26 protein-coding genes are annotated in these 22,938 nt (G+C 37.1%); 17 read left to right on the forward strand and 9 right to left on the reverse strand.

Annotation, left to right across the window (positions count from 1 at the left end; genetic code table 11):
• The first annotated feature begins 61 nt into the window (after window positions 1–61).
• The 8 genes from AWM75_RS07780 to wecB are packed head-to-tail and all read left to right on the forward strand — an operon-like array spanning window position 62 to window position 8,788.
• The gene (locus AWM75_RS07780; RefSeq protein ID WP_143236706.1) at window positions 62–1,108 is read left to right on the forward strand and encodes an O-antigen ligase family protein; all 1,047 of its coding nucleotides are present in this window, start codon (window positions 62–64) and stop codon (window positions 1,106–1,108) included.
• Window positions 1,098–2,183, forward strand: a complete 1,086-nt coding sequence (locus AWM75_RS07785) for a polysialyltransferase family glycosyltransferase (protein WP_067980491.1) — start codon at window positions 1,098–1,100, stop codon at window positions 2,181–2,183. The genes AWM75_RS07780 and AWM75_RS07785 overlap by 11 nt, the downstream gene beginning before the upstream one ends.
• A gap of 11 nt (window positions 2,184–2,194) precedes the next feature.
• A complete protein-coding gene (locus AWM75_RS07790) occupies window positions 2,195–3,637 on the forward strand; it encodes a lipopolysaccharide biosynthesis protein (protein ID WP_067980495.1) in 1,443 nt (480 codons plus the stop codon).
• Between the two features lie 2 nt (window positions 3,638–3,639).
• The gene (locus AWM75_RS07795) at window positions 3,640–4,266 is read left to right on the forward strand and encodes an acetyltransferase (protein ID WP_067980498.1); all 627 of its coding nucleotides are present in this window, start codon (window positions 3,640–3,642) and stop codon (window positions 4,264–4,266) included.
• Window positions 4,259–5,299: an N-acetylneuraminate synthase gene (gene neuB / locus AWM75_RS07800; RefSeq protein WP_067980500.1), complete on the forward strand. Its 1,041-nt coding sequence runs from the start codon at window positions 4,259–4,261 to the stop codon at window positions 5,297–5,299. Before AWM75_RS07795 ends, neuB begins: the two co-directional genes overlap by 8 nt.
• Entirely contained in the window at window positions 5,292–6,554 is a 1,263-nt protein-coding gene (locus tag AWM75_RS07805) for a cytidylyltransferase domain-containing protein (protein WP_067980504.1), read from the forward strand. Before neuB ends, AWM75_RS07805 begins: the two co-directional genes overlap by 8 nt.
• Window positions 6,547–7,698: a UDP-N-acetylglucosamine 2-epimerase gene (gene neuC, locus AWM75_RS07810; protein ID WP_067980507.1), complete on the forward strand. Its 1,152-nt coding sequence runs from the start codon at window positions 6,547–6,549 to the stop codon at window positions 7,696–7,698. Before AWM75_RS07805 ends, neuC begins: the two co-directional genes overlap by 8 nt.
• Window positions 7,691–8,788 carry a non-hydrolyzing UDP-N-acetylglucosamine 2-epimerase gene (wecB, locus tag AWM75_RS07815; protein WP_067980510.1) on the forward strand — a complete coding sequence of 366 codons (1,098 nt, stop codon included), beginning with the start codon at window positions 7,691–7,693 and terminating at the stop codon, window positions 8,786–8,788. Before neuC ends, wecB begins: the two co-directional genes overlap by 8 nt.
• 304 nt (window positions 8,789–9,092) lie before the next feature.
• Here the strand turns inward: wecB and AWM75_RS07820 are convergent, their stop codons facing one another.
• Window positions 9,093–10,268, reverse strand: coding sequence for an IS256 family transposase (locus AWM75_RS07820; RefSeq protein ID WP_067977262.1), 1,176 nt, complete (start codon window positions 10,266–10,268; stop codon window positions 9,093–9,095).
• Window positions 10,269–10,804: 536 nt separating this feature from the next.
• Between AWM75_RS07820 and AWM75_RS07825 the strand changes: the two genes are divergently transcribed.
• A complete protein-coding gene (locus tag AWM75_RS07825) occupies window positions 10,805–11,272 on the forward strand; it encodes a hypothetical protein (RefSeq protein ID WP_067980514.1) in 468 nt (155 codons plus the stop codon).
• A gap of 654 nt (window positions 11,273–11,926) precedes the next feature.
• Here the strand turns inward: AWM75_RS07825 and AWM75_RS07830 are convergent.
• From AWM75_RS07830 to AWM75_RS07865, 8 genes are all read right to left on the reverse strand, one after another.
• Window positions 11,927–12,112, reverse strand: coding sequence for a hypothetical protein (locus tag AWM75_RS07830; protein WP_067980517.1), 186 nt, complete (start codon window positions 12,110–12,112; stop codon window positions 11,927–11,929).
• Window positions 12,113–12,125: 13 nt separating this feature from the next.
• Window positions 12,126–12,419, reverse strand: a complete 294-nt coding sequence (locus AWM75_RS08715; RefSeq protein ID WP_145862472.1) for a hypothetical protein — start codon at window positions 12,417–12,419, stop codon at window positions 12,126–12,128.
• Between the two features lie 245 nt (window positions 12,420–12,664).
• Window positions 12,665–13,012: a sigma factor gene (locus AWM75_RS07840; RefSeq protein WP_067980523.1), complete on the reverse strand. Its 348-nt coding sequence runs from the start codon at window positions 13,010–13,012 to the stop codon at window positions 12,665–12,667.
• Window positions 12,993–13,379 carry a hypothetical protein gene (locus tag AWM75_RS07845; RefSeq protein ID WP_067980527.1) on the reverse strand — a complete coding sequence of 129 codons (387 nt, stop codon included), beginning with the start codon at window positions 13,377–13,379 and terminating at the stop codon, window positions 12,993–12,995. The genes AWM75_RS07840 and AWM75_RS07845 overlap by 20 nt, the downstream gene beginning before the upstream one ends.
• A gap of 708 nt (window positions 13,380–14,087) precedes the next feature.
• On the reverse strand, window positions 14,088–14,279 hold the full coding sequence (locus AWM75_RS07850; RefSeq protein ID WP_067980530.1) for a hypothetical protein: 192 nt from the start codon (window positions 14,277–14,279) through the stop codon (window positions 14,088–14,090).
• A 72-nt stretch (window positions 14,280–14,351) separates the two neighbouring features.
• The gene (locus tag AWM75_RS07855) at window positions 14,352–14,876 is read right to left on the reverse strand and encodes a hypothetical protein (RefSeq protein ID WP_067980533.1); all 525 of its coding nucleotides are present in this window, start codon (window positions 14,874–14,876) and stop codon (window positions 14,352–14,354) included.
• A 39-nt stretch (window positions 14,877–14,915) separates the two neighbouring features.
• Window positions 14,916–15,443 (reverse strand): sigma-70 family RNA polymerase sigma factor, encoded by a 528-nt coding sequence (locus AWM75_RS07860; protein WP_067980536.1) that lies wholly within the window; start codon window positions 15,441–15,443, stop codon window positions 14,916–14,918.
• Between the two features lie 12 nt (window positions 15,444–15,455).
• Complete coding sequence (locus tag AWM75_RS07865; RefSeq protein WP_067980539.1) at window positions 15,456–16,148, reverse strand: DnaD domain-containing protein; 693 nt, start codon at window positions 16,146–16,148, stop codon at window positions 15,456–15,458.
• Window positions 16,149–16,740: 592 nt separating this feature from the next.
• Between AWM75_RS07865 and AWM75_RS07870 the strand changes: the two genes are divergently transcribed.
• The 8 genes from AWM75_RS07870 to AWM75_RS07900 all read left to right on the forward strand — a co-directional run bounded on the left by AWM75_RS07870 (window position 16,741) and on the right by AWM75_RS07900 (window position 22,931).
• Window positions 16,741–16,944 carry a DUF1659 domain-containing protein gene (locus tag AWM75_RS07870; RefSeq protein ID WP_067980543.1) on the forward strand — a complete coding sequence of 68 codons (204 nt, stop codon included), beginning with the start codon at window positions 16,741–16,743 and terminating at the stop codon, window positions 16,942–16,944.
• A gap of 131 nt (window positions 16,945–17,075) precedes the next feature.
• The gene (locus AWM75_RS08920; RefSeq protein WP_158320187.1) at window positions 17,076–17,186 is read left to right on the forward strand and encodes a DUF2922 family protein; all 111 of its coding nucleotides are present in this window, start codon (window positions 17,076–17,078) and stop codon (window positions 17,184–17,186) included.
• A 179-nt stretch (window positions 17,187–17,365) separates the two neighbouring features.
• The gene (locus AWM75_RS07875) at window positions 17,366–17,596 is read left to right on the forward strand and encodes a hypothetical protein (protein ID WP_067980545.1); all 231 of its coding nucleotides are present in this window, start codon (window positions 17,366–17,368) and stop codon (window positions 17,594–17,596) included.
• A complete protein-coding gene (locus tag AWM75_RS07880; RefSeq protein ID WP_067980548.1) occupies window positions 17,568–17,807 on the forward strand; it encodes a phage holin in 240 nt (79 codons plus the stop codon). The genes AWM75_RS07875 and AWM75_RS07880 overlap by 29 nt, the downstream gene beginning before the upstream one ends.
• Window positions 17,782–18,612 carry a CHAP domain-containing protein gene (locus AWM75_RS08960; protein ID WP_067980550.1) on the forward strand — a complete coding sequence of 277 codons (831 nt, stop codon included), beginning with the start codon at window positions 17,782–17,784 and terminating at the stop codon, window positions 18,610–18,612. The genes AWM75_RS07880 and AWM75_RS08960 overlap by 26 nt, the downstream gene beginning before the upstream one ends.
• Before the next feature lie 580 nt (window positions 18,613–19,192).
• Window positions 19,193–21,109, forward strand: coding sequence for a BglG family transcription antiterminator (locus AWM75_RS07890; RefSeq protein WP_067980553.1), 1,917 nt, complete (start codon window positions 19,193–19,195; stop codon window positions 21,107–21,109).
• Window positions 21,110–21,119: 10 nt separating this feature from the next.
• Window positions 21,120–21,575 (forward strand): PTS sugar transporter subunit IIA, encoded by a 456-nt coding sequence (locus AWM75_RS07895; protein WP_067980555.1) that lies wholly within the window; start codon window positions 21,120–21,122, stop codon window positions 21,573–21,575.
• 15 nt (window positions 21,576–21,590) lie between these two features.
• The gene (locus AWM75_RS07900; RefSeq protein ID WP_067980558.1) at window positions 21,591–22,931 is read left to right on the forward strand and encodes a PTS galactitol transporter subunit IIC; all 1,341 of its coding nucleotides are present in this window, start codon (window positions 21,591–21,593) and stop codon (window positions 22,929–22,931) included.
• The last annotated feature ends 7 nt before the right edge of the window (window positions 22,932–22,938 follow it).

A 22,938-nucleotide genomic window follows, 5' to 3' on the forward strand; every position in this document is an offset into this window, starting at 1 on the left:
TATAGCTCTACACTTAATGCTAACATATGCACAATTCCGATATGATAGTAGTTTTTTGATAATGTCTACATTAGTTATTGGATTAGTATTATATATATTTTCATTTTTTAAAAAGACATACTTACGCGAAAACATAACCTATATTTTAATATTAAGTGGATTATTATTTTTAGGGGCCTTCAATTATATTACAAATGACAATACAAATTTATACGGATTTATTGTTTCCTTAATTTCGTACGGTGGAGTTGCGTTATCTACATTGAACTATAGGTTGTTTCCGAAATTGTTCAAATATTTATTTTGGATTCCAGCCTTGTTCTTTGTATATCATATTCTAATAGGAGGGAATGCTAATTACGTTCTATTACAAAGTCAAAACTATGTAACTATTGTACTATTTTTGTTTTTAGGATACATATATATATCCGACTTTCAAAATAATAATATGAATTTGAATCTATTGGAGTTAAGTGTTAGTTTAATAATCGCCTTATGGGCTCAGGGACGATCGGGAATAATTTCTCTTGTATTATTGTTTGTGCTAACCTATATTACTGTGCTTCAAAAAAGTAGTAAAATAAAAATGACAAGAAAATTTGGTTATTCTCTCTTTCTAATCATATGTTTAGTTGGGGTAATAGTTTTTGCATTACCGCACAGAGAACGGCTTCTCTCCAGATTCTATTTGGTTTCTATTTCCCAAACTAGTCATAGGTTGATTATGTGGATAGATTACCTAAAGAAAATATCGCAATCGGCTAAGTTTTTTATATTTGGCGCAGGGGAAAATCAATTTCTTGGATTAATTTCACTATATGGCCATGTCCATAATTCATTTTTAAATATTCATAGCAAGTTTGGCTTGATTGGTTTCGTATTAATATTAATAATGTTTTATAAAGCCATTACTTTTTTATATAGAAATTATCGTTTGTTGTTTGTTTATTTTGTTTGCTTGTTATTTAGAGCGTTCACTGATGATATTTTCCCAATTTATTTAGGTGATTTCTTTTTATATTATTTAATAGGATTATCTATATTTAAGAGTAAGTACTTAGTATTAGTTAGCAGTCAGAAAGCAAAGGTTAAAATAGATGAAACGTAGGTGCTTTTTTTGTTCAACACCGTATCAAATTATAGTTGCATGTCAAATTGTTAATCAATATTATTTAGACGGCTTTAATGATATATACATATTAAATCATTTTGAAAATCATAGAGATATCGCATATCGATTAAAAGAAGTCTCTATTTTTGATAATGTTTACACAGTTCCTAGTATTGAATTGGAATTACAAGCGCAAAATGAAAATAGATTTATCCGACTATATTCATATTGTAAAAATTATTTAGAATCTCATTCCATACTGAAAAAGGCAGGGGTCCAATTACATTATGATGAAGTGTATTTTTCTTATCCATCAACAATTATTAAATTATTTCTGCTTGCCAATAGAAGTATTAAAATAAATTGTTTTGAGGATGGGACCGGAAGCTACTTCTATGAGATTGAATCATTTTTTAACAAAATTGATAAATTATTATTGAGGGGTAAAAAGGTAGCAAATTTATTTTTATTTAAACCCAAATACTATTCCTGTAAAAATAATATTCAACTTATTCCAATTAGAACAATTGATGATGATTATAAAGAGTTGTATAGACGAATTTTTTCTTATAATAGTAATCATCCGTTAAGCAACTATATATATTTCGATGTGCCTTCTGATTTGGGTGATATAGCTTTTAAAACAGAATTAGCAAATATATTAGAAGGTTTCCAAAAAAAGGTAGGAGAAAAAATCAGTGTAAAGCTTCATCCGAGAAGTAAAGTAGTAGAGTATCAGAACAGTAACCAGTATCAATTTTTAGATAGTCAAGTACCTTGGGAAATAATAAGCATGAACCATAACTTAGATGATAAAGTAATTATTTCGTTTTTTTCCACTACTCAAGTTTCAAACAAAATAATTTTTGATGAGGAACCTTATGTTATTTATCTATTCGAAATGAAAGAATTATCTGAATATAATATTTTAGATTATAAAGCTAAAACCTTTACTGATAAGGTGGAGAAGGACTATAAAATTAGAGGGAAAGTATACTATCCATCTAATATGGAAGAACTAGAGGAAATTTCATTACTTATAAAAAAAGAGTTAGAAGATAAAAATAAGTGAGTAGAAGATATATGAAGAATGTAATTACAAATTCAAGTATTTATACTGTTACATCAATTTTACAAAAAGCAATTGGATTTTTTCTTTTGCCCATCTATACAATTTATTTAACTCCTGAGGATTACGGGATAACGGGAGTGGTTAATGCTTTAACGGCTTTGTTAAGCTTGTTATTTACTCTATCCTTAAATAGCTCTGTTCAGCGCTACTATTATATTTATGATGATAGACCAGTTGAAAGACAATATTTTTTCGGGACTATTATTTTAACAGTACTTGCGAACAGTTTATTTTTAGGGTTTTTACTTATTATTTTTAAAGATATTCTAATTTTGCCTTTCGTTAATAATATACAATTCTATCCTTATATATTTATAGGCATCTTAACTATAATTGTAAATCCTATTTACACGATCTATCAAACACTCTTACAGACGATGGAGATGGCAAAGGACTTTGCTCTTAATAGTTTGCTTAATTTCATTAGTCTAATATCATTAAATTTAATTTTCATCATTGTTTTTAGACTAGGAGCAACAGGACAGTTACTATCTTACCTAATAGTTGGCTTAATCTTTGGATTATATAGTCTATATTCGTTAGTGAAAAAAAGGATTATAAAAATAGGTTTCAGTATTGAATATTTAAGAGAAGGTCTGTCTTACTCTATCCCGCTGTTACCCCATTTATTATCTACTAACATTGCTAATTTAGTTTCAAGATTATTTCTAAATAATCAAGTTTCAACATCGGGTGTTGGTTTATTTAATTTATCATCTCAAATAATGTTAATAATTGATACTTTACAGATGAGTGTTAACAGTGCCTATATTCCTTGGTTTTATGGTCTTATGAACAAAGGCAGGGAAGAGCACTATCAGGTCATAAAATTTGCAGATATTATATGTAGAGGATATCTATTTATTAGTTTAGGGGTTCTTTTTTTTGCCAAAGAAGTGATTATTTTATTCACGGCAGATGCTTATCATTTAGCTTGGACGATCGTTCCTATTATGTTAATTGCCTATCAGATTAGATCAATCTACTTATTTTTTATTAATACCTTATTTTATAATACTCGAGGCTCTAGATTTATTTTTTTTGCTAGTTTATCTGGCAGTTTATTAAATATTATAGTATCCGCAAAATATACAGAAACTTTTGGAATTCAAACGCCAGCAATAGCTATATTAATCCAGAATCTATTTATGGCGGGATTAGCTATTTATATGTCAAATAAAATTGAACCAGTAGCCTTTGGTTTAAAAAAAATGGTTAGCTATGTCCTCCTACTAATAGTAATATCTCTAGGAATCTATCATTTGGATAGCCAAGCAATGCTATCCATTAACTGGTCTTGGACATTTATTAAACTAATATTGATTATTGCTATCTTTCCATGTTTATTTTACTCAGATATAAAACAAATGGTTTCTAACTATAGAGGGAAGTAAAAATGAAAAAATTATATATTATAGGAGCGGGAGGTTATGCTAAATCAGTTCTTGATTCACTAAGTCAATATTTATATGACTTTCAAGGATTTATTGATGATTATAAAAACGGCAGCCATCTTGGATACCCTATACTCGGCAAAAACCTTGATATTATTGATGATGCAACCGATTGTCGCTTTTTTATTGCAATTGGTGATAATAAAAAAAGGGCTTATTGGTATAATCAGTTAAAAGAACATGAATTTAAGTTAATCAATGTTATTGATAGTAGCGCTATTGTATCTAATTCAGCTAAATTAGGAGAGGGTTGCTTTATAGGGAAAATGGCAATTGTTAACGCCATGGTTACTATTGGCAATAATTGCATTATTAATACTAAAGCTTTGGTTGAACATGGTGTAACATTAGATAACCATATTAACATCTCAACGAGTACTGTTATAAACGGCGATGTGCATATACAAAATGGAAGTTTTATAGGAAGTAGTTCAGTTGTTAATGGTCAATTGACTATCGGGAAAGAGACGATGGTCGGATCAGGCGCTGTGGTGATTAGTGATGTGAAAGACTATCAAACAGTAGTAGGAGTTCCTGCTAGAGTGATAAAGGAGAGAAAAAATGGATAAATCTATTTTTATAATCGCAGAGATTGGATGCAATCATAATGGAAGCTTTGAATTAGCTAAAACTCTGGTTGAAAAGGCAGCTGAAACTGGTGTGAATGCAGTTAAATTTCAAACTTTTAAAGCTAATCAGCTAATTTCTAAATACGCACCAAAAGCTGAATATCAGAAAGAGACAACGGGTGAAGATGATTCGCAGCTTGAAATGACAGCTAAATTAGAGATGTCAGTCGATGATTACCTACTTCTAAAAGAATATGCCGAATCTCTAGGTCTTATTGTATTTTCTACGGCATTTGATATGGATTCTATCGATGAACTAGAAAATATTGGACAAAATATTTGGAAGGTACCATCAGGTGAAATTACCAACCTTCCTTATTTAGAAAGAATTTCTAAAATTAGCGTTGATAATAAAAAAATAATTCTATCTACTGGAATGGCAACAATTGAAGAGATTGAGAAGGCTGTTGATATTTTAAATCCAGGTTCTAACGAGATTACAATTCTTCATTGTAATACTGAGTATCCAACACCGGATACGGATGTCAATATTACAGCCATTAATGAACTTAAGGCAGTTTTTCCCAATCATCAAGTTGGGTTTTCTGATCATTCAGTGGGTGCTACAGCAGCTATCATGTCTGTTGCATTAGGAGCTAGTGTAATTGAAAAGCACTTTACTCTTCATAAAGATTTACCTGGACCAGACCACCATGCATCAGCTACACCAGATGAACTAGCAGAACTGGTGGCTCATGTGCGTAGAGCTGAAGTGATGTATGGGGTTGGCAATAAGATTGTAACACCATCAGAAAATAAGAATAAAATAGTTGCAAGAAAATCGATTATTGCTAAATCTGCGATTAAGAAAGGCGACGTCTTTACTGAAGAAAATATCACGACAAAACGACCAGGAAATGGTATTAGTCCGATGTATTGGCATCAAATATTAGGGCTAAAATCTGAAAATGACTTTGAAGAGGACCAAGTGATTATTGATTCAAGATTCGAATGGGAGATACCTAATGAATAATATAGCAATTATACCTGCAAGATCAGGCTCTAAAGGCTTATCAGACAAAAATATTATTAATCTTAAAGGAAAACCTCTGATGACTTACACAATTGAAGCAGCTCTTGAATCGGGCTGCTTTTTAAATAGTGTTTATGTTTCTACTGACTCCTTGGAATATGCACAAATTGCAAGAGATTTTGGAGCTAAAGTTATTATGAGAGGAGCGCGTGAATCTTCTGATCAAGCCAGTTCATTTATGGTTATTGAGCACGCGCTTAAAGAAATTGGGGAGCAAGTTGATACATTTTGCTTGTTACAACCTACATCTCCTTTACGAACTGCCCAACATATTCGGGAGGCCTATAGCCAATTGACCTCCGATATGGATTTTTGTGTATCGGTTACTAAGTCTGATAAGAATAGCCAATTAATAAAACCAGTTGAAGATGGGACTTTAGCTAATTTTACGGGTGATTTTAAAAATTATGCACGTCAAAAGTATGATGAATACTATCCTAATGGTGCAATTTATATTGCTAGACCTAATGCATATTTATCTAAAGGCGATTTTTTCGGTAAAAAGTCTAGAGCCTATCTTATGGATAAATCAGCTTCTATTGATATTGATGGCGCGAGTGATTTAATTGAAGCAATAAGTATTCTTTCTCAGAGAAATTCCAGAGAAGAACAGTTGGTAAAAACTAAACGGCGTATAGAAGAAAAATTGAATCAAGTAGCTCTCACTGGAGACTTATTGTTTATAGGGCATTCAGTACTTGATATGTTTCCTAATAGTAAAATTGGGGAATATGAAATTGTAAATTTGGGTATCAGTGGAGCTTGTACTAAAGATTTGAATAATTATTTAATAGATAATCTAATGAGCACAGGCCATATAAAGAAACTTCTGATAATGGTAGGTATCAATGATCTTAAACAAGAGTATAGATTAGAGGAATTTAGGCATGAGTTGCTGAGGCTATTAGATAATATTGCCGATAAATTTCCTGACATTAAGATTTATTTATCTTTAGTTATGCACAATAATGGTAATGTTTTTGTTTCTAACACTGAAATAGATAATTTTAATCAAGTTATTCTCGAAGAAGCTAAAAAGTTTGATGCTCAGATATACCGCTGGAATAGCTTTTACAACGATTACGGCAAAGTTTGCTATTGCTACTCTAAGGATGGTGTCCACTTGACAGAAAAGGGATATGAGCTTTTTACAAAAGAATTTTTGTCTGCACTGAGAGGAGAAATTGATGTATAGAGTTGCCTATGTTACTGGCTCACGTGCTGAATACGGTATAGTCAAACGCTACCTAAAAGAACTTAGTTTAATACCAGATATAGATTTAGAAATCTTAGTTACTGGTACTCATTTAGAGAAGAACTTTAGCCATACAATTGATGAGATAATTCAAGATGGTTTTGATATTTCTTACCGTGTCCCAATTCAAATCGATACAATTGATAATAAGGCAATAACTAATAGTATGGGAATTGCCCTAAAAGAATTTGGGAGGATTTTTTATCAGGAGAATTATGATTTAGTTATTATTCTAGGGGATAGGTATGAAATGCTAGCTGTCGCTACAGCGGCAGCTATGAATAGTCAAAAAATATTACATTTGCATGGCGGGGAAAAGACTTTAGGGAATTATGATGAATTTATCAGACATGCGATAACAAAAATGTCACTCTATCACTTTACTTCAACAGAAGAATATCGAAATCGGGTAATCCAATTAGGAGAGGCCCCAGACAGGGTGTTTAATTTAGGGGCTCTTGGTGCTGATAATGCAATTGCCAATATCGATAAAAGTTATGAACCGCCTGTTAAAATGCCATATTTTGTTATTTTGTTTCACCCCGAGACGTCGACGGGGCGGTCAACAACCAATCAAATTAATCAATTACTATCTGCTCTAGATAATTTTAAGAATCATTACCAAATGGTATTTATTGGTGGTAATGCTGATACCTCCTCTGATCAAATAGCCAGTAAGGTTTATGAATATACTAAAAAAAATGGTATGACTTATATAAAGAATTTAGAAAATAAAGATTTTCAAAATTTAGTTCACAATTCTCAAGTTTATATTGGTAATTCTTCCTCCGGTTTGTTAGAGGCGCCTAGTCTAGGCACTTTTTCTGTTAACATAGGGCGTCGTCAAGAAGGTAGGATTAGAGGCAATTCTGTAATAGATTGTGATGCTACTCAAACAGAAATCATCGAAGCTATTGAGAAGGCTATTTCATTAAGTGCTGATAACATAGTAATTGAAAATCCATATTATCAGGTAAATTGCTTGAAAAATTATGTCTTTAAAACAGTAGAACTCTTAAAAAGAGATGATAATTTTATTAAAGATTTTTATGATATCGATTTGAGAGGAGATTTATATGACTAAAGTAATGCTCGTTTTTGGCACACGTCCTGAAGCTATTAAGATGTGCCCGCTAGTTAACGAATTAAAGACTAGAGATAATCTTGAAACCTTGGTTTGTGTAACTGGACAACATCGTGAAATGTTAGATCAAGTTTTAGAAGTTTTCGATGTTGAGCCTGATTATGATTTATCCATCATGAAAGATAAACAGACGCTATTTGATGTCACAACTAATATCCTAAATAAAATCAAAGAGGTATTGGAAGAAGCCAAGCCAGACATTGTCCTAGTCCATGGCGATACATCGACTACATTTGTGACAGCTTTAGCTTGCTACTACCTACAAATTCCGGTAGGGCATGTTGAAGCTGGCCTACGCACCAATAATATTTATTCACCTTTCCCTGAAGAGTTTAATCGCCAGGCAGTAAGTATTATTTCTGCACTTGATTTTGCACCAACAGACCAGGCTAGACAAAACTTACTGAATGAGGGTAGAGATGACAGTAAAATTCATGTGACTGGTAATACGGTTATCGATGCCCTTAAAACGACAGTAAGAGAAGATTATCAGCATCCTGAGATAGACTGGGTAGGGGATGACCGGTTGATTTTATTAACTGCACACCGTCGGGAAAATCTAGGTGAACCAATGGCGCATATGTTCAAAGCTATTCGCCGTGTGGTGGATGAGCATGATGATGTCAAAGTCATTTATCCAATTCATATGAATCCTAAAGTTCGTGAAGTAGCTGATAAATACCTTGGTGATAGTGATCAAATTCGCATTATTGAACCACTAGAAGTGCTTGATTTCCATAACTTTATGAATGCAGCTCATATCATCTTAACTGATAGCGGCGGCATCCAAGAAGAAGCACCAAGCCTTGGTAAACCAGTGCTAGTTATGCGCGACACTACTGAGCGACCTGAAGGCGTTGAGGCAGGTACCCTGAAGTTAGTGGGTACAGATGAGGAAACCATCTATAATAATTTTAAATTATTGTTAGAAGATGAAGATGCTTATGCACAAATGAGCCAGGCTACTAACCCGTATGGTGATGGGACGGCATGTCGGCAGATTGCGGATGTTATTGAGAAAAAAATTTAGATTATTACTTCTGGGTAGATAAGTATGTAATTATCTGCCCAGAAGTTTTTAAATATTAGATTAGACTATTTATCTTGAGCACATCATTTATTGATTAATATTTCATAGATTATATACTCTAGTTTTTATATAATTATTAACATTGATAAAGTTTATCTTGTTGATTATTCTTTTTTAATAGTTTTACTAGTTAAGTTTAGAGTTCTTTCCACTGAAGAGAGCTAGATATTAGCTTTAATTTGTTTTACCTGTCAAGTCCACAATCTTGTGTAAATTATAGAATGTAATTGGTGGGTATAAATATTTAGACTATGTTATTAAAGAATTTATGAGGACATGTCTCCCAATATTCATGCAAATCAAGCAATACACTTCCTATAAGTCGCTCCGCAGCCTCTATATTAGGAAAGAGGCCGACAACTTTCTCTCTTCTTCTAATTTCTCGATTTAGCCTTTCTAGACTGTTAGTTGTTTTCAGTGAAACGCGATAAGGTGTGGGTTCTAATAAGTATGGGATAGCATCTTCGAAGCCTTCCTCTAGCGTATTAACAGCTTTGTCATATTTCTCATTGCCACTAACGTATTCTACAAATTCAAATTTTAACTCTCGCGCTCTTTGTTGACTATCAGCATTAAATATTCTCTTTAGAAGACTTCTCTCATGACTGCAATCCTTTTTTGGAAAATGAGCTAAAATATTACGTAGAAAATGAACCGTACACCGTTGCCAGGTAGTGCCTAAAAATTGATTACTAATCGCTGATTTTAGTCCCTTGTGGGCGTCAGATATAATTAATGTTGGTTTAGTTAGGCCTCTGGCCTTTAAATCAAGGAAGAAGTTCTTCCAGTTTTCTTCTGATTCATTATCAGCAATCATAAAGCCGATAATTTCGCGACGATTATCATCGTTAATACCCTGAGCAATATAAACACCTTTAGAGACAGAACGATGGTTTTCGCGAACTTTAATATACATGGCATCGACATAAACATATCGAAAATTCGTATGTGTTAGGGAACGCCCTTTAAATTCGAAAACAGCAGGGTCCAAGTTTTTATTTACTGAAGAGACAAATGATTTAGAAACACCTTCGCCACAGAGTGTTTCAACAACCTTCTTAATACGGCGTGTTGAGACCCCATTAATATACATTTCGGTTAAAACAGCCACAAAGGCCTTGTCCATACGTTGATATTTATCGAATAGCTTGGTATCAAATTCTCCTGATCGTGTCCGAGGGACATCCAGTTCAACAGTCCCTACCTTTGTTTTAAAGTTTCTTTTATAGGAGCCATTACGATAATCTTTCCGGTCATCTGTGCGCTCATAGCGCTTAGCATTAATAAATTCCTCACGCTCTGCTTGCATATAGGCATTAAAGATGGTTACAGTTAGGGACTTCATCATCTGATCCATATCACTGTTTAGAACTGCCTCTGTAATTTCTTCTAAGTTTAGGGTAATATTTAGTTGAGCCATAATAATCTTCCTTTCAATGTGTTTTAGCCAATTACATTGTAACCAAAAAAGATTATTATGGTTTTTCTTTTTACACAATTATATGGACTTAATCAAATTTTGTCTAAAAAGAATAGTTAATCCTGAAGATAAAGGTAGTATAGATGAGGTTAAGTTGACTTACATTTTTGGTAATATACCTATTTATAAAATTTTGTCAAAAAAAGATAAATAATTCTGAAAATAAAGACAGTATAATGGGATGACTATATATTACTAATACCATAAGGGAATGATGAGATTAACAAATTGACGAATTTTATATTAAAGTAAGACATTTAATGTAGAGTTCTATACTAATTTTATAGTTGATTTAAAAACTATTTAGCCTGATTTATTAATTCTGATAAGGAAAAGATAAATTATAAATTATCGCTAATAATTATCTATAAAAAGGCGTTTTCTCAAGTTTAATTTGAATGAGTAATTTTTTTAAGAGACATATTTTATTAAACAATTTCTGACAAAAAAGTAAGTTATCCATAGGAGAAATTTAAATGATAAACTTAAAATTTAAGATACCTGTTTTAGCATTATTAATGATTCTATTTCTAACTAGCTGTAAGCATGAAAATACGGTACCTGAAACTGTTTCTAATGGACTAGATATGCGATGGATTAAAGAAAGAGAACTATATGATGAGCCAGAAAGTGCAGCAAAATATTTGGAAATTATTGATGCTGAACTAGGGGAACTATGCAAATATTATCCATCCTCAGATTCATGTAAGGACGTAAGTAATAAAACAGAAGAAATAGAAAAAATTTTTTGCATGTATATAAAAGAGGTAAACTCAGGTAAAGATATTGTTAATAAATATTATGGAACAGATTATTTTAATTTGAAATGGAGAGAACATCAGATTAATCGGTCGGAATTAATTAATAAAATACACAAAATAAACAATGTAAACGTTTCAAGCGATCATAAATATCAACTAGAAGCATTATTAAATATAGAATAACGAAAAAACTATTCATAAAATTTGAATATGTAAATTATTTCCAATTCTGTACATCTTTAGATTACAGTTTATGAACTGATAAAAATTTGCTGCTGCTGGCTATATGCTTCAATACTATTTATGATTTTCTACTCGCAGACTATGCGATTATAAATAATTGAACAAAAGAAATGCTCCCCTCTTAAAATTAGTTAAGGAGGGAGCACTTTTAATATCCTCATATTTTCATTATTTACCGTCTCATTCTCCTCAAAATCTCTTTATCACTCTTTTTTTATGTAAGATTACTATTAATATGTCTTACCAACCAATCTATGGCAAATTAGGCTAGTCTTCATTTCCGTATCTAAAATTATTTGTACTATTTTAATTATAGGCAAATTATCCTTATTTTACCTCCCAGCTCTCTGAACATCCTCTCAAGTATCATAACTACTCTCCAACACCTATTACCGCCCTTATAGAGCAATATTTACTAAAAATAGACCACCACCATCCTCCCATCTATCTTCCTCCGCTAAAATCAATTACCAATCATACTAATACCTCAAATCCCCCTTATTCCACCCTCTCCTGTCCTTTTAAATACCGGTAATGGTCTAAGCCACAGACCAGGTGTTGGACGGCTGAACGGGCAATATATTGGCAATATCGCTAGTAGTTGTCCTCACCTAATAATTTGACGGGTTCGGGCTGGCAATCAATTTCCGTCATAGCAGTGAGAAATGCCCAGTCGGGCAAAAGCAGTAGGGGTAGGGCGACAAAGTCGCGCTTGACCTGGTGGTCCCAGATAGCCCGGTAGAGGGCCTGGTCTGGGTCTAGGTAGTCCAGGACAATCATAAATTCAGCTGGCTCACCTGCTGATAGCTGGGTCAGTGATGTGGGCGGTAATGCTTAGCTGACCGAGCTGGCTGGCCAGAAATTGGGCCACTGGGCCTTGGTTATCATCCTGGTAGTAGCTGGCCACCTGGTCCACTTGGCTTAGCCAATTGCGGTAGTCCACCAGCATGTGCTGGCTCTCAAAATAGCTGGGCAGGTCGGCCTGGATGATCCGATAGTTGGTGCAGGCCCAGTCCTGGCCCGGGTGGTCGGGAGCCAGGTTGGGGTAGTGCCAGGTCAGGTAATTGCGCAGGTCGGTGTAGGTCAAACCGTCCAGGCTAAAAATTTCCTGGCGGATTTGGCTGGGCTGGTAGCCCAGCTGGCGGGCTGGGTAGCATCTTTTGCTGAAGTAGATAAATTTTCCATGGCTTACCTCACTTATTTTTACTCAGTCTATTTAGGGCGACAGCTAGGGTTCTAAGAGGGCCTTGTAGGGGCCCAGTTTGCGGGCGAGTTTAGCTTTTCTTTGGTAGAGGGTCTTGCGGGAAATATGTAAGTGGCTGGCTAAATCAGTCATGGACAGGTTATTGATGACAAGGCATGGAGCTCACTCTCCAGCCAGTAGCCGTCTAAGGGGTCATAGTCACCCAAGGCCTGGTGGTCGTCTTGCTGGTACTTGCGCCAGAGGTCGATCATATACCGCCTCAGGCTGGTGGTGGCATAGGCCGTAAACTGGTAGCGGTCGGCCCCTAAGACATCACCGTCAAAAGTGTTAGTTAGACTAAGTAATTTGAGTGATAGTTCCTGGTAGTAGTCGTCAAAATGACGGTGGTGGCGGGAGAGGCCAAAGCGGTAGATGGCCGTGTAAATTAAGGGGGTAAATTCACGGATGACTTGTTCACTAAAACATGGTTGCCGCATGGGAGACCTCCTTAGTCGGATGGGATGGTGCTGTGGTGTTTATAGTAATCATAGTCGACCAGTTGGACGTCCTTGAGGCTTGTGACTCCGCGCGCTTTCCAGTCGGCCAGGATGGTTTTGGCATAGTGTTCAGGACACTTTTGTATTTGGACCGCTGGTAGGCCTGATCAATTAAATCAGCTGAGAAATAGTCTGACCAAAAATCCTGGAGGTCAGCCAGCAATTGGTTGTGGTAGTCCTGCTTGTCCCGGTTTTGTATTTCTCGGTCAATCAGGTCGGCCAGGAAATTATCAATGGCCCGTTCTGAACGTTGCCAATAGTCGGACATTTTAGCCTGGGCCTTGACCAGGAGTTCTAGGGATTCCACATGGTGCAATTCCCGTTTAAGAATCCGTTAAATGGGTGCCCACCGGTTAGGACCGAGTAGGGCATGTAGTCGAGGATGGCAATTTCATTGCTGGACCGGTTATAGGCGATGAGGTCGTGGTTGTATTGCAGGCTGCTTAAGAGGGCTTTGATTTCCTCAGCCGGCATTTGCAGCTGGCTGGCCATGATTTTTCATGGGTAACTTGTAGAAACTCTGCTGGGTAATTTGGGGATTGGTCTTCAGCTAAAGCATAAAGAAAATTATATTATGGCAAAATATTTTCTTTATATTAATTAAATTAAAATTTATGTATAATTAGTTGAAAAAACTTTTATTACAAAAAATATCGTTGTTTTCCACTCAATAAGAATTATTGACTAGGCGATTTATCTTTATATTTTGATACGAAAGATTTACTTTATACTCTAAAATAATAAAACATGCTCCCCCTTAAATACACCTAAGGGGGAGCACTTTATTTATCTTCGTATATTCCGCTTATTTCACCACTTCAATCCCTTTAATGTCTCCTAATGTATATTAGCCATCAACTATATATCACCCACCTTAGCGGTCATTATTTGGCAAATTAAGCTATACTACATCTCCCCCAATCATTTTCCTCAACTAAAGCAATTTAATTCCTATTATTTCCATCAATTTTTTACCCTGACTCATACCTTATTTCCAACATCCTCAAATCCCCCCTTATTTGACCTTGCCAGCCCCTTCCAGGTACTTATAATGGTCTAACCCATTGACCAGGTGTTGGACGGCAGAGCGAGCAATATATTGGCAATAACGCTGGTAGTTGTTTTCACCAAATAGTTTGGCTGGATCGGGCTCACAGTCAATTTCTGTCATGGCGGTTAAAGTGGCCCAATCTGGAAATAACAGCATGGGTAAGGCCGCGAAGTCGATGGCAGCCTGATAATCCCAAATGGCCTGGTAGAGGTCTTGATTAGGGTCTAGTTAGTCGAGGACGATGATAAACTGGTCGGAGTCACTAGACTCCAGGTGCTTAATGACAGATTGACCATTCACCGGGCCGGTTATCTCAGCTCCCAGGCCAATTCTCTCCAGCTCCTGAGCCAAATAACGGGCCTCTTCGGCTTGGTTTGAGTCCTGGTAGTAGATGGCAAGCTGGTCCACTTGACTGAGCCAATTGCGGTAGTCCATCAGCATATCCTGACCCTCATAGTAGCCTGGCAAATCAGACATAATCATCCGGTAGTTAGCGAAGGCCCAGTCCTGGTTCTGGTGGTTAGGAGCCAGGTTGGGGTGGTGCCAGGTCAAATAATTGCGCAGGTCACTGTAGCTGGTCCCGTCAACGGCGAAGATATCTTGGCGGAGTTGGCTGGGCTGGTAGCCAGTTGTCCGGGAAAAATCATCTTCATCCATCTTGATTATATCTTTAGCGCGCTTAAACAGGTGTTTAAGCGTTTTTTGTTGGGCTTGAGTATAGTGGCGCTTGGTGTAGTACATGAATTTTTCCATTTTTGTTTTACCTCTTTGATTATTTGCTTGAGCGACGAGCTACTGGTCTGTTTCTAGAATTTCCTTGTAGGGGGCTAGTTTTTGGGCCAGCTTATTTTTCCACTGGTAGAGGGTCTTGCGCGAAACCTGATAATGGGCAGCTAGATCGGTCATGGTCATGTCCTGGGCTACCAGGTCGACCAAAAGTTGCCATTCCCGGTCGGTGAGGGCCTCTTGGGCATGGTTTAGAAATTCCTGGGCCTGGAGGTTGGTTTCCAGCAAGCTTAAATTCCGCTGGTCATCTGCTAGCCAGTTGGGGGAGTCAGGGTGCTTCTCCTTGCGCAGGAGGTCGTACATATAGCGTCTCAGGCCCACGGCGGCATAGCCGACAAATTGATAACGTTCACTGTCACTAGCCAGGGGGTCGCCCTTGAAGGTCTTGGTTAGGGCCAGGAGTTTAATGGCCAGTTCCTGGTAGTAGTCATCAAAATGGATATGGTGGCTGGCAATGCCGAGGCGGTAGATTGTCTTACAAACTAGGGGTGTAAATTTACGGATGATTTTTTCTTCACGACTTGTATGTGGCATGGGGAGACCTCCTTAGTTAGACAGAATTGACGCTTGCTGGTTGAAATGGTCGTAATCGGCGAGTTGGACGTCCTTGAGGCTGGTGACCCCGCGCTTTTGCCAGTCGGTCAGGATGGTTTTGGCATATTGGTCGGGGGCATTCTTGTATTTAGAACGTTTGTAGGCCTCGTCGATTAAGTCAGCAGTAAAGTAGTCTGACCAAAAGTCATGGAGGTCAGCCAGCAACTGGTCGGCATATTCAGTGCGGCTGCGGTTGGCAATTTCCTTGGCAAAGAGTTCAGCCAGGCAACCATCAATGGCCCGCTCTGACCGGTGCCAGTAGTCGGTCATTTTGGCCTGGACCTTGGTGAGGAGCTCCAGGGATTCCACGTGGTGGATTTCACGTTTAAGAATCCGTTCCACCGGGGTCCCACCAGTTAAAATCGAATAGGACAGGTATTCGAGAATGGCTATTTCATTGGTTGACCGGTTATAGGCGATCAAATCGTGGTTGTACTGCAAGCTGTTTAAGAGGGCATTGATTTCAGCAGCCGGCATCTGGACCTGGGTTTCCATGATTTGCATGGGGAGCTTGTAGATGCCCAGCTGGGAGGTTTGCGGATTGGTTTTCAGGTAAAGCATGAAGAAAATCTCATCACGGCTCAGTTCATTAGTGACCAGGGGACTGTACCAAAAATCGGTAGCAACAACTCTTTTGATTGTCATCATAAACTCCTTTATCGGTTTTTGTAAAAATAAGTGAGTTATCAGTTCATCCAGTAATGAATCAGCAATACGCATGAATAAAAAATAATGGCGTTGTGTTAGGCTTTACAGTACATTTATTTTATTGCGAATATCCCCTTTCCATGAAATGAAAACATATCTAAGTCGTGAGCTTTTATGAAAATAGCTCTTAAACTAAGAATATTAAACTTTTTTTAAAAAGCAAGGCCCATTTTGTCTGACAACTTTATCCACAGGCCTGAGGGCTTGCTAGGCTTGATGAAAGGGCCTTAAAAAATTTTTAGGGGGCTTTTTTGGCCAGAGTCAGTTGTCAGAGTCAGTGGTCTGTGTCTGTTGGCAGCGTCTTGATTAGATTGATATTGGATTGATTGTCGATGATATCAATTGATTTACTTTTATTTGATTTTTTCTTTTTTGACCTGATTTTCTTTGATGGGGCTAGATTCTGAGGGCTAGATTTTTCTGGTTTTTGCTTTTGCTTGGTAACACCACTAGCTGGACTGGCGTATTTAGGGGTGTAGTGGCTAGCAACTACCCTGTCGGCTGTTTTGCTTTACCAAGGAGGAAAATTATGAATACCCAAGTTTTTAATAAGGCAACGCTCAATGTGAAGACTTTTGATCCGGCCACGGAAAAGACTGAGACTTTAAACGTCCAAAACCTGATTGATAATGCCCAACCGGAAGCGGTGGTCAAGGTGGCTAATGCCTTAGCCGGGCTGATGGCTGATAGCCTGTCTGAAGTGACTGCTACTTACGTTTACGCCTATATCTAAGCCATTAAGGAGGAATTATCATGACTAATACCACACTGGAATTAATGTTCAAAGACTCTAAGGCCAAGAACAAGAAGATTACCATCCGCTAGCCTAAGGCCGGGATTACGGCTGACCAGGCTAGTGCTGCCTTGCAGGCAGTTGTGGATGCCCAGCTCTTCCAAACACCAGAGTTAGACAACCCCTTCGCGACCATTGAAGGGGCCCGCTATGTCAGCCGGACGGTTGAGGAGATTATCTAGTTAGCTGGAGACCTGTGACTTGTGTCACAGGTCTTTTTTTAGTTGGGTTCCGAGAAGCTGAACTGGGTGTCACTTCGCAAACTGGGACACATTATCTTTCAGATAATGGTTCCAGTTTACTCCAGTGCACCAGTTCAAAGCGCTTCTCGTCACACCCTTTATAGTGAGGAGAGGTTTTTATGCTACTCGAGATTGGTGGGTATGCGGGGGCCATGGTTGCGGTCATCACCCTGGTGGGCAAGCTGGTCCAACTGATCGGCCACCTGCAGACCCTGATTCATCGTTTAACTAGCCTGGAAAAACTGATGGCCAAGCAGGAAGATCGCTTGCGGGCCATTGAGGACTTGATGCGTCCGCGATCGGTCAAAAGGGAGGGTTCCTATGTATATTGCGAACAACCAGCTCTATGACTGGCTGAAGTGGTTGGTTTTAGTGGTCATGCCAGCTTCAGCTGTTTTAGTCCAGGGGCTGGGCGACCTTTATTATTGGACGGCGACCGATGTGGCGGTCACTACCATTAACTTGATGACGGCCTTTTTCGGGACGATTCTGCAGATTTCTAGTAAAAATTACCATGATGGGGGAGGAGATAGCCATGGCAACTGTCCAGCAAGTGCTTGATACTGCGCGCGGCTACCTGGGCATGATCCAGGGGTCCAGCCGCCACCACCGGCTGATTGATGCCTATAATAAAATCACGCCGCGGCCGGTTGGTTACATTGTGACCTACGCCGATGATTGGTGCGATGCCTTTGTCACTGTGGTGGGTGACCAGGCCGGGGCCAGTGACCTAATCGGGCGCGAGTGCGGGGTCCAGCGCCACATCCATTTATTTACCGCCAAGGGGATATGGCTGGGTCGGGTCAAGCCCGTGGCCGGCGACATTATTTGTTTTGACTGGGATGGAGGCGGTTTTGCGGACCATATCGGCTTTGTCGAAAGTGTCAGCGGCAATACCGTGACTACTATTGAAGGCAACTCCGCCCGGTCAGTGGCCCGCCGCCAGTATGCCTACAATGATTGGCGGATCAAGGGCTATGCCCGGCCTAAATATCGTATTGGTCAGACTGTGGGCCCAGATAAAATCCGCCAGCTGGCCAAGGAAGTGCTGGATGGGCTCTGGGGCAATGGCCAAGACCGGATCCGGCGTTTACAGGGGGCGGGCTATCCGGCCGGGTCAGTCCAGGCGGCGGTCAACGACCTGGTGGCCAAGCGCGACCAGGCCAACTATCCTGCTCGGGTGACCGTGGCCCAGCACGCCACTCACTGGCAAACCGGCCAGCCTATTGATGACTGGGTTAAGGGCAAGACCTTTGCGGTGGCTGAAGTTAAAGCAATCAACCAGTCCAAGTCCAAGCAAGCCTATTTACTGGTTAATCGCGGCCTGGCCATCGGTTGGCTGTTGGACCAGGATGTTCAAAAATAAAGGCTATATAATAGAAGCTTTAGGCGTCGGTGACTATGAGTCGCCGGCGCCTTTTTTTGTTTTTGAACGTGTTGCTTCTATTGTATAGGGAGAATTTTGGCTGGATGAGGGAGGGAGCGGCTGAGTGAACCAGTTTCTTCTATCATATAGGCGGTGGTTGGGTCGGTTGCCTTGTGGGAGTGAGCTGGTGAGGTTGGTTGGGGTGAGATTTAAAATGAAATGTGTTTCCTCTATTATATAAGCAGATTTTGATGGCATCTTTGTCTGGGGGTCTGCTAGTATAGGGTTGGAACTGGATGTTTGTGGTTAGACCTTTTAATATGTATAAATCCCTCCAAAAGTTATCATTAAGGTTTACTTTTGGAGGGATTTTTTCCTAAATTTTTCCTATTTTTGTCTGTCTTGTAGCTTGTTGTAGATTAGTTGGCGATCTAAAATTGTTAATAATGTCAAAAAGATTCATTCTTTTATTGATTTAATTATTATCAGCAATTATTGTTGAAAAAGCTGTAATCGCATTCATGAAAAACTGGTGATAAGATTAAAGCATAGAAGAACTAGCTAGTAAGGGATGAGAGTTATGAATAATAGACAATTAAAACTATTACATTTATTAGTACATGAACATAGCTATCAACCTGCTTCTTATTATGCAGATAAAATGCTTGTGTCAGCAAGAACCATTTATTCTGATTTGGAGGTAATTAATGATTCTATACTTAAATATGGGTCAGAGATAAAAAGGAAACCATCTTTTGGAATTAAGTTGGTAGGCAATCATTCTATTTTTGATCAAATAGATGTTGATCGTCATGTGCGCCAATCCTTTTATCAGCCATCCAATCGTAGGTTAATATTAATCAAATCTCTTGCCTTCACGGAACAGTTGATTACATTAGAGAATTTATCAGAAAAATTTATTGTTAGTAAGACTTCGATTTACAACGATATTCATATTATAAATGAAATTATAGGCACTGCGGACGTATTGATTGAATCTTCAAAGGAAGGCGTTCAGCTATTGGGTAGGGAAGAGAACATCCAAAAAGCTGTTAAGTCTGTTATTTTCAATTTTTCAAATAATGAATCCGAACTATCATTTGACAGTGTTCTGGATATACTGTTTTCTCGAGACGAAGTCAATTGTATGGGTAAAATTCTCAAAAATGAATTTGATGGTTTTGCCACGAATGCTGCAGATTATTATTATCGATCATTAATTAGTATATTACTAATACATTTGAATAGGGCTAAGTTAGGTTGCCATATTGAAGATCAGGAAGAGCTATTGCTTGATTCAATCAGATATATGGAGGCCTTTCCGATAGCTGAAAATTTAATATTAAATCTATCTAGACAATTCAACCTATCTTACAGTCTAAGTGATAAAAAATATATTACTAAGCAGCTATATGCCCACAGAATTCAAAAGAATATTCCGAATTCAAATGAGCAGATAGAGGAATCAGTTGATAATTTAATTCACCAATTAAGTCGAATTGAGCAAGTTGACTTAGAGAGTGATGATTATTTAAAAATGTCTCTATATCAGCATTTTTCTCCCATGTTACTTAGATTGGAACGTGGCATATTCATCGAAAACCCTTTGCTAGAGTCTATTAAAAATCAGTACATGGAATTATTTAGTATTTTATGGTATCTCATGGGTGATTTCGAGAAAAAATTTAATGTTTCCCTTAATGATCATGAAATTTCATTAATTCTTATTCATTTTCAGGTTGCCCTTGAAAAGAATGCTAAGTCAAAAAATATACTTATTATATGTCAATATGGTATGTCATCAGCCCAATTAATTTATCAAAAGGTAAAGAAAATATTACCTAGTAAAGACAATATAGAAATTGCTAATCTCGATAAGATTCACAAAGTAGATTTAAATAATGTAGATTTGATTATATCGACGATTGATTTAGGAGATTTAAAAAAGACATATATCAAGGTATCTCCTATTTTTTCAAGTGAAGATTACCAAAAAATTCTTCAGTCCTATAGTTTGTTGTTAACTAATCAAAGTGAGATCGTTGATGCTGAACGAATTAAGGCGCCAACAGTATTGAAGTTTTTAAAATCTGATTTAATAAATTTAAAGATTGACGCTAATAGTAAAGAAGAGGTATTAGATTTTATGATATCTCAACTTGAAGAAAAACAGTCAGTATCTACTTTTTTTAGAAAATCAATTTTTGATCGAGAAAAATTAGGTACGACTAATTTAGAGAACAAAATTGCTATACCTCACGCTAATCCTAATTCAGTAATTAATTCCTCAATTTCTATCACGACTTTAAAAAAACCAATTAATTGGGGAAAAGGAAAAGTTCAATTAGTGATTATGATTACTTTAAATGACAAAGATGCATCAAATATAAAGCAGATAATAGAAGAATTGTTGCCATTAATTAATAGTAAAAAAATGGTGAATGATTTAATTCTGGAGTTGGAAGAAGAAAAATGGATTAATAGATTTACTGATTAGGAGGTTAAATATGTATTTGGATTTTAATTTAGGACTATTACAAACAGAGGAAAATGATGCTGATTCACTGTTAAATCATCTAGTCGATATGCTTGAAGAAGAAAATATTGTTAAAAGATCATTCAGAGAGGCCATATTCGAACGAGAACAAGCTTATCCTACTGGCTTAATGATAAATAGTTTTGGATTTGCCATACCTCATGCTGATAATAGTCACGTGAATAAATCACAGATTTGTTATGCAACTTTAAAAGAGCCAGTGATTTTTAAGAGTATGACAGATCCAAATGAAAGTGTTGAGGTAAATATGGTCTTTATGATTACTATGAAGGAACCCCATGAACAATTAGAAATGCTACAAAATTTAATGTCACTATTTCAAAATGAAGAACAAGTTAAAGACCTAATGACTCTCACAGATAAGGATGAATTTAAGAGAAAACTTATTAAGGCTGGAATAAACTAGAAAAGAGGATTAATCATGGATTTCATTTTAAGTGGATTTGAATGGTTCATTGGGCTAGGTTCAAATGTGTTTTTACCAATTATAATTTTCATAATAGGTTTACTATTTGGTTTAAAGCCAGGCAAGGCTTTTATTTCAGGTATCACTGTCGGTATTGGTAGTATCGGTCTTGGCTTAGTGCTTGATTTACTATCAGGTACTTTAGGTAAGGCGATTCAAGATATGGGACAACAATACAGTGCCTCTTTAAATATCTTAGATATTGGCGTGGGTGTTGGAGGGCCATTAGCCTTTTCAACATCTCTAGGTATTTTAATGATTCCTATTTCATTGCTTATTAATTTTGCGTTTATTTACCTAGGTTGGACCAAAGTATTGAACGTCGATATTTGGAATTTTTGGTTTCCAATCTTTATGGGTCTTGTTGGCCAAGCCATTACAGGTAAATTTGCTTACGGTTTAATCGTTGCTATTATTGCAGTTATACTGCAATGGACCCTAGCTACAGTAACACAGAAACAAGTTAGTGAATTTTTCGGATATCCTGGTATCGCGATTAGTCACATGATGGCAACATCTGGTGCTATCTTTGCTATTTTACTAAATTGGATTTTTGAAAGAATCCCAGGATTTAATAAAATTGATTTAGATTCGGAAACAATGACTGAAAAATTTGGTGTTTTTGGTGATACGGTCGTGATTGGGTTATTAATTGGATTAATAGTAGGTATTTTTGCAGGTTATGACGTTGCTGGTATTGGTACATTGGGAATGTCTACTGCTGCCATTATGAAGATTATGCCAAAAATGGTTGCTATGTTTATGGAAGGACTAATGCCGATAGCAGAGGCTGCCCAAGAATTTGCCAACCGACGTTTAGAAGGTCGAGAAGTACTAATCGGAATGGATGCTGCTCTTACAGTCGGTCATTCAACAGTAATGTCTACTTCTTTACTTCTTGTGCCAATTTCACTAATTTTAGCTTTAGTTTTACCGGGAAATAATGTATTACCGTTTGGTGATCTTGCTTTCTTTGCTTTTGCGATTTGTTTAATGATTCCTTTCTTTAAAGGAAACTTAGTTAGATCAATTGTAGGTAGTTCAATTTACGTTGTCTTCTGTCTATACATGTCAACCTGGTTAGCACCGATTATTACAGATGTGTTCCATCTTGCAAATTATGATGTTGGTACTAGTGGCCTGGTAACTATGCTGTTAGCAGCACTTTGGCCTATTGGCTTATTAGTGATTTCTTATAGCTACCTAGGTATTCTAGGTGTTGTTGCATACGGTTTACTGGTGTTAGCTGCTTCAATTTATTTTAGTAAAATCAAAAATGTTGAAACTTTTAGTTAGGCTAAAT

The sequence above is a fragment of the Aerococcus urinaehominis genome (assembly GCF_001543245.1).
Taxonomy (GTDB): Bacteria; Bacillota; Bacilli; order Lactobacillales; family Aerococcaceae; genus Aerococcus; species Aerococcus urinaehominis.